This is a genomic window from Dyella tabacisoli, assembly GCF_003350925.1.
Taxonomy (GTDB): domain Bacteria; phylum Pseudomonadota; class Gammaproteobacteria; order Xanthomonadales; family Rhodanobacteraceae; genus Dyella_C; species Dyella_C tabacisoli.
Map to the genome: position 1 here is coordinate 58,824 of NZ_KZ857175.1, position 13,932 is coordinate 72,755.

The 13,932-nt window shown below is 62.3% G+C and carries 13 protein-coding genes; 4 read left to right on the plus strand and 9 right to left on the minus strand.

Features of this window, described 5'->3' with window-relative positions; all coding sequences use genetic code 11:
* Positions 1–20 precede the first annotated feature (20 nt).
* The 4 genes from DVJ77_RS07170 to DVJ77_RS07185 all read right to left on the minus strand — a co-directional run bounded on the left by DVJ77_RS07170 (position 21) and on the right by DVJ77_RS07185 (position 4,022).
* Positions 21–335: a tetratricopeptide repeat protein gene (locus DVJ77_RS07170; RefSeq protein WP_114844818.1), complete on the minus strand. Its 315-nt coding sequence runs from the start codon at positions 333–335 to the stop codon at positions 21–23.
* Positions 332–2,059, minus strand: a complete 1,728-nt coding sequence (locus DVJ77_RS07175; RefSeq protein WP_114844819.1) for an ArnT family glycosyltransferase — start codon at positions 2,057–2,059, stop codon at positions 332–334. Before DVJ77_RS07175 ends, DVJ77_RS07170 begins: the two co-directional genes overlap by 4 nt.
* Before the next feature lie 100 nt (positions 2,060–2,159).
* A complete protein-coding gene (locus tag DVJ77_RS07180) occupies positions 2,160–3,188 on the minus strand; it encodes a CDP-glycerol glycerophosphotransferase family protein (RefSeq protein ID WP_114844820.1) in 1,029 nt (342 codons plus the stop codon).
* 18 nt (positions 3,189–3,206) lie between these two features.
* Complete coding sequence (locus DVJ77_RS07185; RefSeq protein ID WP_114844821.1) at positions 3,207–4,022, minus strand: glycosyltransferase family 2 protein; 816 nt, start codon at positions 4,020–4,022, stop codon at positions 3,207–3,209.
* A gap of 233 nt (positions 4,023–4,255) precedes the next feature.
* Here DVJ77_RS07185 and DVJ77_RS07190 point away from each other — a divergent pair, with 233 nt between their 5' ends.
* From DVJ77_RS07190 to DVJ77_RS07205, 4 genes are all read left to right on the plus strand, one after another.
* On the plus strand, positions 4,256–5,158 hold the full coding sequence (locus DVJ77_RS07190; protein WP_114844822.1) for a hypothetical protein: 903 nt from the start codon (positions 4,256–4,258) through the stop codon (positions 5,156–5,158).
* Between the two features lie 102 nt (positions 5,159–5,260).
* Positions 5,261–6,157: a glycosyltransferase family 2 protein gene (locus DVJ77_RS07195; protein ID WP_114844823.1), complete on the plus strand. Its 897-nt coding sequence runs from the start codon at positions 5,261–5,263 to the stop codon at positions 6,155–6,157.
* A complete protein-coding gene (locus DVJ77_RS07200; RefSeq protein WP_162791402.1) occupies positions 6,154–7,374 on the plus strand; it encodes an O-antigen ligase family protein in 1,221 nt (406 codons plus the stop codon). Before DVJ77_RS07195 ends, DVJ77_RS07200 begins: the two co-directional genes overlap by 4 nt.
* Positions 7,371–8,234, plus strand: coding sequence for a glycosyltransferase family 2 protein (locus DVJ77_RS07205; protein ID WP_114844825.1), 864 nt, complete (start codon positions 7,371–7,373; stop codon positions 8,232–8,234). Before DVJ77_RS07200 ends, DVJ77_RS07205 begins: the two co-directional genes overlap by 4 nt.
* Here DVJ77_RS07205 and DVJ77_RS07210 read toward each other — a convergent pair.
* The 5 genes from DVJ77_RS07210 to def form a co-directional block, all read right to left on the minus strand.
* A complete protein-coding gene (locus tag DVJ77_RS07210; RefSeq protein WP_114844826.1) occupies positions 8,231–9,190 on the minus strand; it encodes a glycosyltransferase in 960 nt (319 codons plus the stop codon). The genes DVJ77_RS07205 and DVJ77_RS07210 overlap by 4 nt on opposite strands.
* Positions 9,191–9,194: 4 nt before the next feature.
* Entirely contained in the window at positions 9,195–10,925 is a 1,731-nt protein-coding gene (locus DVJ77_RS07215) for an ArnT family glycosyltransferase (RefSeq protein ID WP_114844827.1), read from the minus strand.
* 115 nt (positions 10,926–11,040) lie between these two features.
* Positions 11,041–12,351 carry a 16S rRNA (cytosine(967)-C(5))-methyltransferase RsmB gene (gene rsmB, locus DVJ77_RS07220; protein ID WP_114844828.1) on the minus strand — a complete coding sequence of 437 codons (1,311 nt, stop codon included), beginning with the start codon at positions 12,349–12,351 and terminating at the stop codon, positions 11,041–11,043.
* Positions 12,348–13,301: a methionyl-tRNA formyltransferase gene (gene fmt / locus DVJ77_RS07225; protein ID WP_114844829.1), complete on the minus strand. Its 954-nt coding sequence runs from the start codon at positions 13,299–13,301 to the stop codon at positions 12,348–12,350. The genes rsmB and fmt overlap by 4 nt, the downstream gene beginning before the upstream one ends.
* Positions 13,298–13,807, minus strand: coding sequence for a peptide deformylase (gene def, locus DVJ77_RS07230; RefSeq protein ID WP_114844830.1), 510 nt, complete (start codon positions 13,805–13,807; stop codon positions 13,298–13,300). The genes fmt and def overlap by 4 nt, the downstream gene beginning before the upstream one ends.
* Positions 13,808–13,932 lie beyond the last annotated feature (125 nt).

Consider the following 13,932-nt stretch of genomic DNA (forward strand, 5'->3'; position numbering starts at 1 on the left):
ATCCTACGATTCTTGAAGGCTTACGGAAGCCGGCGCAGAAATACCGCCATTTCCTTTTCCGCCTGCTTGTCGCCATGCCGCTGGGCGGCCTCGATGCCATGTTGCCAAGCGGTTTTTGCACCGGCTGTGTCGTCAGAGGCCAAGCGTGCCTTGCCCAATAGCTTCCAGGCGGCGGAGTAGTGGGGGTCGAAGTCCAGTGCGCGTTGCAGCTCGGTGGCGGCCGCGCCGACATCGCCCGCGCTGAGCAGCGCCTGGCCGAGCGCGAAGCGCAGTAGGGCGCCGTCACGGGGGCCATGGCATTGCGCGCGCAGGTTATCGATCAGTGTTGCATTCATAGCAATGAGCGGTGACGCCACTCGTTGATCGGGTAGATCTGGGTGGGTTGTTCGGGCTCGGGCGGGGTGTGCCCGGCGCGCAGGTCGGCGAGCGACGCCGCTGGCCAGATCACGACCCACGATGAGCGGAACGGCTGCACCAGCAGCGCATAGCGCAAATCGTTGGCGCTGAGTTTCTCCGGACGGGCCACGATTAGTCCGTTGGGGTGGGCCTGGGCGAAGTTCTGCAGCGACTGGCCTTCCTTAATTTCCTCGATGGGATGGCGCAGCCTTCCCTCGAAATGGAACTGGCCCTCGTAGTTGCCGAGATAGCCGATGGTTCGATTCTCGGCATCGGCAGCGCCCAGCAGGTGTGCCGATGGATCGAGGTCGTATTTGTGCCACAGGGTGAGCGTGAACAAGGTGTTGAGGGCGAGTGTGCCGATCAGGCCGGCGAACGCCAATCGACGCATTTCGCCCCGACCGCGCAGCAGCAATAAGGCGCCGAGCAGCACGAACACGATGCTGAAGAAGCGGCTGTGGTCGGCGGCCGCATCCACCCATTCGCCGTGCAGTTGGTTGTCAGTGACTAGCAGCGGCAGCACAAACAAAAAAACACCGAACAAAATGCCGCCGACACCGAGCGGCCAGGTGCCGAGCCAGCCGTTGGCGGCCAGCGTCGGGTGACGCTCGCGCAGCAAGGCGATGGCGCCGGCCAGCAGCAGGGCGCCACCGGCGAGTTCCGGTAGGGGGTAATACAGTTGCTTGCCGCTGATGAGCGAGAACGCCACAAACGTGGGCAGCAGCCAGCACAGGGCGAAACGCAGGCCCGGCTCAAGCGGTCGGCGCAGCATCACCAGCGCGGCGCTGGCGCGTGGCCAGGCGCTGAGCGGGAACATCAACAGCGGCAGATACAACAGATACCACCAGACCTTGCGGGCATGGCTTTGCAGAGATTCGGCGGTATCGACGTTGTTGACGACACGGGCCGCGGTCTGGGTGAAGAACAGACGTTCGCGATAGGCGTCGCCTCCGCTGAAACCAGCCGGCAGCGCCCAGGCCAGCAGGATCGCGCCACCCAGGAGGATCGAAAACAGGCCGCGACCGTACCAGCGTGCGCGGTGCTGTTGCGCCCAGTCGCTCCATAGCGGGCCGAGCAGCCATGGAAACGCGACATGCAACAGCATCACCGGTCCCTTGGTGAGCAGGCCGGCGCCAAGGCACAGGCCGAACAGCAGCCAGCGGGGCTCGGCCCTGCGCGCGGTTGGCGTCAGGCACAGCAAGGCCGCCAGCGCCCACATGGCCAGCAGCACGTCGTACATGATCTGCTGGCCGAACAAGAAGGCATAGCTCAGCGACAGCAGCATCCATGGCGCTGCCTTGGCGACCCAGGGACGGTTGGGAAACAGTCGGCGCGCAAGGGTCGCAAGCAGCATCAGCTCGATGCCGCCGAAGATCACCTCCAGCGCGCGCGGCCAGATGTCATTGACGCCAAACACGAACCAGCCGGCGTGAATCATCCAGAACAGCAGCGGTACTTTTTCGCTATAGGGAGCGCCGTTGATGTGCGGCACCAGCCAATGGCCGTGGTTCCACATTTCCCACGCCACCGCCAAGGTGCGGGTGGAGTACAGCGGCATCGGTCCATGAGAGAACACCGCCAACAACGCGACGAGCAGCCACAGCGGCAACCAGGGCCAGAGGGAGCGTAGGTGTTCGGTTCGGCTGTAGGCGCGTGACGTCACAGGCTGATTTCTTGGTGAGTTGGGGCGATTCTAGCCGGAGCCGGTCACTGGCAGTGTCTGCTTGTTGTGCAGTGAGGGCGCCGTGAGCCCATAGGGCTGCTCAGGCCGGTCCCCAATAACCGATGCGGCGCCGTAGCTTCAGCTTGCGCCAAAGGTTTAGCGGTTTACGGCGCGGATTACGTGCACCGGCGGCAATGAACGCATCCACCGCATCCAGCACGCGCTCGCTGGAGCGGCCGTCACGATAGGGGTGGATGGCATCGGCGTAGTCGCGGATGGCCTGCATCCGTTCTGGCCGGCGGGCCAGCGCCTGCTCGATGGCGGGCTCAAATTGCGCGGGCTCGTCGATGTCGATCAACTGCGGGCCGGGGCGACGATTCTTGAAGGTCACCACCGGCTTGCCGGTGAGCAGAAATTCGTTGAGCGCCGAGGAGGTATCGGAGCACATCAGATCCACCTGCGGGAACAGTTCGAGAATGTTGTCGTTCTCGGCAAAGCTCAGATACTCGTTTTGCAGCGCTTTATAGCGCGCGATGGTCTCCGGGTTCATCTTGGGGTGAAAGGTGATGATCCAGCGCCAGCGGCCATCGCGTGAAAGCCGCTTCACTTCGTCATACAGGGTTTCGGCGGCACTCCAGGACGGCGAGAAGGTGGAGTGATACAGAATGACCGGCGGCTGGCGTACCGGCGGCAGCGGGCCGGCGATCTCTTTCATAAAGGGGTCGAGCTTGGGCCAGCCGGTTTCCATCACCGCAAAATGGCCGAGCTTGGCGGCGACCTCGCCAAAGGCCTTGGTGTCGCGCGGGCCGGTGGTGCAATACAGGTCAAAGAATCCGCGGATATAGATATGCCGTGGCTTGCCGGCGTCAAAGCCGTGAAAGGTTTCCACTTTGACGCCGGGGAAAAAGTGCGGCACTGCATTACTGGAGGTAATGACGGCGATGGGCTTCCACGCGCGTACCTCGCGCACGCTGAGCAGGCGTTCGCCTGCGAGCAGATCTTCCGCGCCGGGGCCATCGAAGAACCAGGCCGCTTCGTCGCCACGGGCGCGGATGGCCTCTTGGATGGGGCGCAAGATAGCCAGCGCATAGCGCTCAGAGCCGTAGAGGAGATAGTGCTTCTTGGGCATGGCAGACGCCGACATGGTTTAGCGATCGATTCCGTGGCGAGTCAACGCGGCGCTGGCCAGCCGCACTGAATCCGGGTTGTTGCACATTTCGTAGTAGCGCATGCGCTTGTAGAGGGCGTAGCTGGCGGCGGTCTGCGCGATCATGAAGCCGCGCCAGCCATCCAGAAATGCCAGCCGAAACACATAGTCTTTGACAAAGGCCAGCAGAAACACGAACGGCGCCTGCCACATGCGTACCGGCTTACCTTTGTCCAGCCAGTCGCGGCATTTCAGCTCCGCGTAGCGCAGCACTTTGAGCTGCTTATGCACCAGGGTCGGATTGTTGGCATGGTTGAATGGCGCGTCTAGCGTCGGCGCCGAGCCCTCGAAGCGCAGCGATTCGTGTACCCGCGCATCGGTCCAGCGAGCGCGGTCGCGGTGGTAGAGCCGGGCCATTTTTTCACCCACCGCCGGCCGGTACCAACGCATCGGCCGACCCATATAGACGGTGCTGCGGCGCAGGATGGCGGCGGGGCCGGGGCCGGCCATTAACTCTGGCAAACGCTGCTCCAGCTCGGTGGCCAGTTCGGGCGACAAGTATTCGTCGGCATCCAGCGCAAGAATCCAGTCGTGGCTGCATTGCGTCGAGGCGAAGTTGCGTTGCGGCCCGAAACCCAGCCAATCCTGATGAACCACCCGGCCGCCATGCGCCTGCGCGACGGCGACGGTGTCGTCGTCGCTGCCGCTGTCGATGACCAGCTTCTCGGCCGCAAACGGCACGCTGTCCAGGCAGCGGGCGATGTTGTCGGCCTCGTTGTGGGTGATGACGACAAGGGTGAGGGGGAGTTTCTGCATCGGCGTATTCTAGCCCGCGCGGATCAGAGGAGACGAAGCGGGCGATAAGGCTGCCTTGGTCGTCACAACAATAAGTTGCGGATAAAAGGCAAAATGACCGGTTGAGCTTTGTAAGATGCCCTGCGCCGCAGAGGGCGTTATCCAGTGGCGTTGAAACTCAGTTGCCGTAGACCTTTGGAAGATTTCAGTGAAACAGATAACGGTAAATGTAGGTGTATTGATGATCGGTCGACATGGTTGAGTCGCGTAATCTGATTCTGGGTGCGGCAGCAGGGTATGCGGCAAAGGACATCCGCTTATTTTTACGAAGCCTCGCCCTCGTTGGATTCAACGGTCGCCTGGTGCTCTTTGTCTATCAGGGGCAGATGGCGTCGATTCGGACGGCTATTGACGACGATGCGCCGTCAGTCGACGTTCAATTGGTGCGTATCAAAGGGATTCGTGAGCATGCCAAATTCATGCGCTCGTGTATCAAGCGACTCTATGCCTTGGCTCCGGCCGAGACTTTTCCGAAGCTGAAAAAGTCACTCTTGAAGTTTCAGGGTATGCCGCATGTCACGCGTTACTTCCATTACGACGAATATCTCAGTGGGCATCCGGGGTTTTCCAACGTATTGCTTACCGATGTGCGGGATGTGGTGTTTCAGGCCGATCCTTTTGTAGGCCTGGACGCAGGGTTGTCCGTTGGCATGGAAACGGACCGGTTGACGATCGCTACCGAACACTTTGATCGTGACTGGATCCTCGACGCCTATGGCGAGGCGATGTTGCAAAGATTGGGGGATAGACAGGTTTCCTGTTCGGGCGTGACCATGGGGGCGGTTGCTTCGGTGCAGGGCTATATAGCCAAGATGTTGCATGAAATCATGAGCTTGCCGTTCAACAAGATGAAAACGCGCATCTATGACCAGGCGTTCCACAATAAATTGCTTCATTGCGGGGAGTTGCCCGACGCCCATCCATGTCAGCCGTTTCGGTCCCGGATCGCTACCGTGGGCTGTATGCAGACATCGGATTTCGTCATGTCAGCCGATGGCCGGCTGTTGAACGAAGACGGGCAAGCCGTGCCAATCGTCCATCAATACGATCGGCATCCCGCACTGGAGAGCGCCTTCACTGCGTGGGTTCTTGCTTAGGCTGGATGACTGCGGTCTTTAGGTAAGGTTATTGCGCAAGCGGTTAGCCTTTGAATTCATCTGCCCGCCATAGTGCGGGTCATACCTAAGAAATTGAGAGATATGCCCAAGCCTGCTGAGGCCAGTGTTTCCCTGATGGTCTCCACCTATAACTGGAAGGAGGCTTTGGCGCTGGTGCTGCGTAGCATTGCGCAGCAAAGCCGCCTGCCCGACGAAGTGATTGTTGCCGACGACGGTTCGCGCGAGGACACCGCCGAACTCCTGCGCGATGTGGCGCGGAGTTTCCCCGTGCCGTTGCGCCACGTGTGGCAGCCCGATGAAGGGTTTCGCAAGGCGCGCATTCTCAATCGCGGTATTGCGGCTGCCCGTGGCGAGTATCTGATCCAGCTCGATGGCGATATGGTCGTGCATCGCCATTTCGTCGCCGACCATTTGCGTTTGGCGCGGCCGGGCCGATTCCTGCAGGGCACCCGAGCCCGCACCACCGAAGCAGAGACGGCCCGATTGCTGGGCGGCGGTACGCCGCGCTTCGGTTGGTTCGTCGATGCTTATTTTCGTGACGACGACGATCGCAGTACGTATCACTTCGGCCGTCGCCATCACACCCTTAGGCTGCCGTGGTTGGCCGCGCTGAAATCGCGTTCCACCGGCCACCCGATGGGTTGCAATGTGAGCTTCTGGCGCGATGATTTGCTACGCGTCAATGGCTATGACGAGCGTATGCATGGTTACGGCAGTGAGGACCTGGAGCTGGATCTTCGTCTGCTCAATGCCGGCTTGCGGCGTTGTCAGATCAAATTCGCCGCGCTTGCCCTGCACTTGGAGCATCGCAGCGTGGCGCCGCCGGATCCAAGCGCTGTCGACTTGCCGAACAACCAACTGCTGTTTGCGAGCCGCGACGAGCGGCGGATTCGAAGTGAATGCGGCGTGGATGGCCATTTGCACGAATTTGCGCAGGCGCCGGCCGATCTCCGCGAGATCGGGGTGCCACACGAATGAGTGCTCATCAAAACGGCGTCACGATGCACGGGCACGGTATTGAACCAGGTAAAAATCCTAGCCACCGATGGCTGAACCATCTGCTTGGCGCCGGTGTCGCCTGGCTCATTATCGGCATGGCGATTGCTCCAGCGGGTGCTTCCTTCAATCCGGGGAAGCTCTATCAGTACATCCTGGGCTTCACGCTGTATCTCCCTGCCCTTGCACTGCTTGCGACGCAGCCCAGGAGCGCGGTCGAGTTATGGCGCAAGCCGCTCATGCCGTGGGTTATCTTGCTGTTGGCGTGGGGCTGCGTGACGTTGCTGTGGAGCAATGTGTCGCGGCCAGCGGATGAAGCCGCGCGCAATATCAGCATTCTGCTTTTTCTGATCGCCTGGCACGGTGGCATAGGCCGTGATGTCCATCGCATCAGGCAACTGCTGATTGGCTGTGGCCTGGTCATGGTGCCGGTTGCGCTGTTAGCCATCCTGAAATTTTTTGTGCATCCACCGCTCAACGAACGACTCGTCGGTTTCGGTGCCATGGCCAATGCCAATCTGGCGGCAGCCGCCATGAGTGCGGCCTTGCTGTGGCTTTATCCATGGAAGTTTCATCAGCTCAAGTACCGTATCGCGCAATGGCTCGGGCTGCTTGTGCTCGGGCTGTTCGTGCTGCTGACGTTTACTCGCAGTGCCTGGGCGGCGCTATTCGCCGCCTTGATCGTGATGGTGCTATGCCGCGGTGGACGTCGTGCCTTGCTGTATGCAGGCATTATTTTTGTGTTTGGCTGTGTCGGCGTCATTCTGGTGATGCCGATGCTGGCCGAGCGCGGCTGGTCGCTGCGGCCAGAGATTTTCATGCAAGCCAAGGCGTTGTTCTTGCAGCACCCATGGGGTGGGCTCGGCCAGGGTGGCGTGTTTCGGTTCGAGGCGGGTGGCGAAGTGCTCACCCATGCGCACAATATGTTCAGTCAGCTAGCGATCGAGTTGGGCTTGCCGGGGTTGCTCTTGTGGACGGGGATCTGGCTGGCCCTGGGGTGGCGTGGCTGGTGTCATCGTCACGAGACCCTGGGCAGGATCGTGCTGGCGCTTTGGGTATTCGCCACCGTCATGGTGCAATTCGATCTGCCGCATCTGCTGAGTAGTCCGCGGCCGGGCTGGTTGATAACCTGGCTGCCTTTGGCGCTGAGCATGTCGCTTGATCGCCGGACTACGGCACCAGCTACCAGCCTCACATGAAAGTCTCGCTGATTGTCCTCACCTACAACTGGCCCGAGGCGCTGGAGTTGGTGCTGCGCGCGTTGATGCGGCAAACAGTGTTGCCGTTCGAAGTGATTGTTGCCGACGACGGCTCGCGCCCGGATACCCGTGAATTGCTGCTGCGGCTGGCGCGCGACTATCCAGTGCCGCTGCGGTATGTCTGGCAGGAGGACAGTGGTTTTCGTGCCTCGCGGGCACGTAATAGCGGCATTCTTGCGGCACAGGGCGACTATGTGATCCTGCTCGATGGCGACATGGTCACCCACCCCCGGTTTATCGCCGACCATTTGATGCTGGCGCAACGCGGCAGCTTTATCCAAGGCACCCGGCTGCGCGTCACCGATGCGGAGACCGCCCGGTTGCTGGCTGGCGGCAAGCCGCATTTTCATCCCTGGATCGATGCCTATTACCGCCCCGCAGACGCGGTGGCTAGCCAGTTGAACTATGGCAAGCGTATCCATGCCCTGCGCCTGCCCTGGCTGGCGCGACTGAAGGCGCGCTCGCGCAAGGGCGGGCATGTGATGAGCTGCAATATGGCGATCTGGCGCGACGATCTACTGCGCGTCAACGGCTTTAACGAGGCGATGGAAGGCTACGGCAGCGAGGATCTGGAATTGGCCGCGCGGCTGCAGAACGCAGGGCTGCGTCGGCGTCAGTTGAAGTTCGCCGGCCTGGCGATTCATCTGGAGCATCGTTCGCGTGCGCCGGGCGACCCCGACGATCCGACCATGCCAAACAACATTATTCTGCGGCGAACCCGGCAGGAAGGCATCGTGCGTTGCGCACTGGGTATCGCCGAGCATGAAGCGGAGCCCGGCAGTCCGGTGGACCTCCGCTAAACCGCAGAGGCCAGGGCGGCCTGCAAGCGCAGCGGAAAAGCCTGCTGTTCGCTCTCATACCAACGACGGGCAGCAAGACCCAGGTCGCGCGCGGTGTCTTCAGTCATCGCCAGACAATGCTCGATCGCCACGGTCATTGCTGCCCCGGTAAAGCCGTAGGTGGTGGCTAAATCTTGCTGGCCGATCACTTGCGCCTGGACCAGTACGCCGCGTTCGCTGTTGACCAGTTCGTTCATCGGTGGCGCATCCAGCGTCACCACCACGGCCTCACAACTCATGGCCTCGACCAGGTAGTGGCCATAGCCCTCGGTTTGCGAGGGGCAGAGATGGAAACGATGCTGGTTTTGCAGGCGCCGATAGCTGGCGTCATCGAGATGAGAACGAATCAGCGTGACATTGGCCGGCAGCGAGCCGACCTCGACACGTTTGCGACGCCACACCACGGTGAGCATCGGCCAGTCTGGGTGCGCTGCCCATAACTTAAGCAGCGCTTCGGTACCCTTGTTGCCGCTGCGGCCAGGGCCATGAAAAAACGTGGCCTGTCGCGCGACGCTTAGGTCGCGGCGGTCTGGGCTGGTAAAGCCGATATAGCGCGTGCTTGCGCCCAATGCGCCGAACAATGGTTCGGCATGCCGGGTCTTCACCCATACGGCATCCATCCGTTTCAGCGCGGCGCGATCTTCCGGCCGGAAATACTCGGGATTGGGGATCAGCACGTTACGGTGCGCCGCAGGCAGAAACTCCGGGCGAATCCGTTCCAGCATGAGGTTGAAGTCATACGCTGGAGCGCTGCGCGCGTGGCGCAGGCGAGTCATCCATTCGGCGAAACGCCCGCGATGCGGCAGGCCGCTTTCGGTAACGCTTTGATCGCAGGCCCGCAAGGCGTCGGCAAGCAGCCGCATGTCGCGACTGAGTCCGGCACCGTTATCGCGGGCGATTAGATTGAGTTTGCTCATGCTCTTAATCGCCAGTGTCGCTGGCGTCCGGTACGTCGCCATCGGCTGTCGGGACACAGCCCGGCACCACGGCATCGACTTTGAACAACCACCATGCGCGGCGATTGGCATGGCCCAGGCTCACGGCCTTGTCGCGCAGGACACAGGCGCCGAGCGCGGTGTCCTGTGCGAACAGCCAGCGATGACTTGGCGATTCGGCCTGCCATTGCATGGCTTTGGCGTACTGCGTCGATGCTGGCTGCTTGAAACCAAAATCCTTGGCCGGACGATCCAGCATCAGCAAGTTTTGTTCGGTCCAATCGATCAGGCCGATCTCGTCCTGTGGGCCCAGCTTCTCGCGTACCTCGCGCATCAATCCGGCCGATGAGCTGGAGTCGTTGAGCAGCGGATACGCCCACAAGCTCCATACCAGCCACAACACGGTCATGCCGCCGCCGACGGCCCAGGCGGCGCGGCGCACGCGCAGCACGGCGACCAGTGTGAGTTGAGCCGCGCCGATCACGATCAGCATCCACCACAACGCTTGCTCGCCTTCATCGAAACCGCGTGAGGCGGCGAGGTTGGCGGCGAACTTCGGGTGTGCCGCCAAAGCATAGGCGCCGAGCAGCAGCATTGCCGTGCCCAGTACCGTGATGAAGAGCAGGCCGAGGATCCGCAGCCAGCGTTTCTGCAATAGCTCGTCGAGGAAGGGGGCCGTCACCAGCGCGAGCATCGGCGCTGCCGGCAATATGTATACATCGCGCTTGCCCGGCGACGCGCTGAAGAACAGCAGCATCAGCGCAATCCAGCCCAGCGGCAACAGAATGCGCGCGTCCTTGGCCTTTAATCGCTGCCACCACCGCGACAGCGTGCCCGGATAGGTCAACGACAGCGGCAACCAGCTAAATAACAGGATCGGGATGTAATACACCGGCGAATGCAGGTGGTGCCAGGCATTCGCGTAGCGTCCGGCTGTCTGGCGAAACAGAATGTCGTTGACGTAAGCCAGATAGGCCGGGTTTTGGGCGCGGGCGTGCGCCGTGAGCAGCATCGGCACCAGCCACAGTGCAATCGCCAGCAGTACCGCGGGCAGGCCGAGCAACCAGCGCCACCAGGCGCCGTGCTCCATACGAGCGACACCATCCCAACGCCAGCGTGCGGCGGCGGCATAGGGAATCAACATCAGCAGCGCGATGATGCCGACGCCCTTGGTAATGACCCCAAGGCCCGCACAAAAGCAGCCGAACCAGTACGCACGCCAGTTCGGTCCCAGCAGCATATGTCGCAGCAGGCCCCAGTTGGCGGCGGTAATAAAGAACACCACCAGCGGATCGATCTGCGCGCGTTTGACCTGATAGACGAATTGGAAACAGAGCAGCAAGGCGGCGGCGGCATATAGCCCCGTCTGCCGATTCCACAGGCGCCGGCCGAGGTCATAGATGAAAAACAGTGTGCCCAGCGCGGCCAGCAGCGAAGGCAGCAAGAACGCGACGCGCCAGTTGCGCGTGAGCGTATAGCTGGCCGCCTCGGTCCACATCAGCATCGGTGGCTTGTCCGAGTACAGCTCGCTGCCACGATGCGGAAACAACCAATCGCCACTCTCCACCATTTGCTTGGCGGCCAGGGTGAAGCGCGGTTCGTCCGAGGGCCATGGATCGCGTAACCCCATGCCGGCACCGATCACCACGATGGCGAAAATCAGCAACAGCCAAAAGTAGCGGCGTTCCTGTGCGGTGGCTTGAGCGAATGAGGGCATGTAAGAGATCTTGTGGCGGAGTGCGAGAGAACCACTTTAGTCGCGATGCTCTTTGGGTTGGCTTATGCGGCTGCCGTCGTTTCCCCGAAAGCCTTTCGCACGGACCTGCCGATCTTTATGAGCGGCCGTGCTTTTCGATCACCGCATAGTACATGCCGTCGAGGTCATCATCGCCGGGCAGTATTTGCCAGCCCACGGTCGCTGGCTGACCGGCGGGCAGCGTGAACGGTACGGCTTGCGCGTCGGTTTGTGCCGCCAGCCACTCACCTACGATGGCCTCATTCTCTGCGCGCAGCAGCGAACAAGTGATGTAGACGAGTCGGCCACCGACCGCCAGCGTGGGCCACAGCGCGTGCAGGATGCGTTGCTGCTGCGCTGCCAGCGTGGCGGTGTCGCTCTGCCGACGATGCAGGCGTACATCGGGACGGCGGCGCAAGACGCCCGTGGCCGAGCAGGGCGCGTCGATCAAGATGCGATCATAAGATGTGCCATCCCACCACTCGGCGGGGGCGCCGGCATCGCCGATGATGACCTCGGCGCTGAGGCTGAGGCGGTCCAGATTCTGCTGGATACGTTTGGCGCGCGTCGGGTCGAATTCCAGGGCGGTCAGCGCGATCTCGGCGCGCTCCAGCAGATGGCAGGCTTTGCCGCCCGGCGCGGCGCAGGCATCCAGCACGCGTTGACCATCGCGTAGGTCGGCCAGGTCCGCCGCGACCTGCGCGGCGCCGTCTTGCACTGCGAAGTGGCCTTCGTTAAAGCCCGGCATGCGAGTGACGTCGCTGCTGTGCGGCAGCACGATACCGTCGACGAGCCAGGCATGCGCCTGTGGGGCATGGCCGGCGGCTTGCAGGCGTTCGATCAGCTCGTGGCGTTCGCTGCGGCGGCGGTTTACGCGCAACATCAGCGGCGGTTCGCGATTGTCGGCGGCCATGACGGCATCGGCCTGGTCTGGCCAATCCTGTGCGATCGCCTGTGCCAGCCAAGCCGGGTGGGCATGGCGGGTTTGCGGTTTGGCATCGAGCGCAGCCAGCAGCTCGACGCGCTCGCGTTGCCAACGGCGCAACACCGCATTGACCAGCCCGGCCATGCGCGGGCGCTGCAAGGCGCGGGTGGCCTGCACGGTCGCGGCGACGGCGGCGTAGTCCGGCAACTGCAGAATTTCCAACTGCACCAGGCCGAGCACCAATAGCGCGTGCACGGCGGGTTCTTTTTGGCGCAACGATTTTTCCAGCAAACGGTCCAGCGCCGCATCGAAGCGCAACCACCAGCGCGAACCATCGCTGAGCAAGGCCATCAACAGGGCACGGTCACGCGAGTCGGCGAGCTTGGGCGCCTGGCGCTCCATCACCTCGCGCAACGAGGCGCCGCGCAGGGCGATTTCGGCGAGTGCTTGGGCGGCGAGGGCGCGAGTGTCGGTAGCCGTCATAGCGCTTTCGCGCAGAGTGCGCGCAATTCGGGCCGTGCGTTGAGATAGTCGGTGACGCTGATGCGCTTGCCCCCGGCCCGTTGCAACGCTGTAACCCGCAGCACGCCTTCGCCGCAGGCCAGGTCGATGCCGTCGCGGCTGGCGGCAAGTACGCTGCCGGGGGTTGCGCCGTGCGATTGGTCGAGCGCGTGTGCGGCCCATAGGCGTAAGGGCTCGCCGGCGATATCGCCTTCGGCCACCGGCCATGGATCGAAGGCCCGCACTTGGCGTTCCAGTTCAATCGCCGGCCGGTTGAAATCGAGCTTGGCTTCAGCCTTGTCCAATTTGTGCGCGTAAACGACGCCATCGTCGGGCTGTGCCGTCGCTGCCAGGATCTCCCCCGCTAGGGTACGACGCAGTCCCTCAACCAGCACATCGGCACCGAGTGCGCTGAGACGGTCGTGCAAGGAGCCACCGGTATCGTCGCGGCTGATCGGCGTGCGTCGCTCCAACAAGACCGGGCCGGTATCCAGGCCCGCTTCCATCTGCATCAGGTCGACGCCGCTGTGGGCATCACCGGCGAGGATCGCGCGCTGAATCGGCGCCGCGCCGCGCCAGCGCGGCAATAAGCTGGCGTGTACGTTCCAGCAGCCGAGACGCGGGATGGCAAGCACCTTGCGCGGCAGGATCAGGCCATAGGCCACCACCACCATTAAATCTGGCCGGTAAGCGGCAAGCAGCCGCTGTGCTTCGGCGGACTTCAGCGACTCCGGCTGCTCCACCACGATGCCGGCGGCGAGCGCGGCCTGCTTTACCGGGCTGGGCGTGAGTTTGCGGCCACGGCCGGCCGGGCGATCCGGCTGGGTATAGACGGCGACTACCTCGGCGCCGCTGGCGAGGCAGGCTTCAAGGCAGGGAACGGAGAATTCCGGGGTGCCGGCAAAGACGAGGCGCAACGGCGGGGCGCTCAACCGTTCGCCGCCTGCTTGCGCTGCTTGTCCAATCGCTTAAGCAACATCGTGCGTCGCAGCGGCGACAGGTAGTCGACGAACACTTTGCCGGCAAGGTGATCCATCTCATGTTGAATACACACTGCCAGCGGCCCTTCGGCCTCGACCACGATGTCCTTGCCGTCGACGTCCTGCGCTTTCACTTTCACCTTTAATGCGCGGGTGACATCGGCATAGATGCCGGGAAAGGACAGGCAGCCCTCCTGGTACACCTGAGAGCCGTCCTTTTCGAGGATTTCGGGGTTTATCAGCGCCAGCGGCTCGTTGCGCTCATCGCTCATATCGGCGACCAGCACTTGCTTATGTACGTTGACCTGGGTCGAGGCGAGGCCGACGCCATTGGCGGCGTACATGGTCTCGAACATGTCGGCGACGAACTGTTTCAGTTCGGCATCGAACACGCGCACGGGCTCAGCCTTGGTGCGCAGGCGGGGATCGGGAAATTCAATGATAGGCAGGGTCGACATGGAGTTCACTTAAACGGCGTCACTTAAGGCTGCTGGTGAAAACCAGGCGCGGACGCGATCTTTTGGAAAGGCCGTCATTGTACGCCGCCCAACTGATGTCCGGCAGACGGTTTTGCCAACTGGCT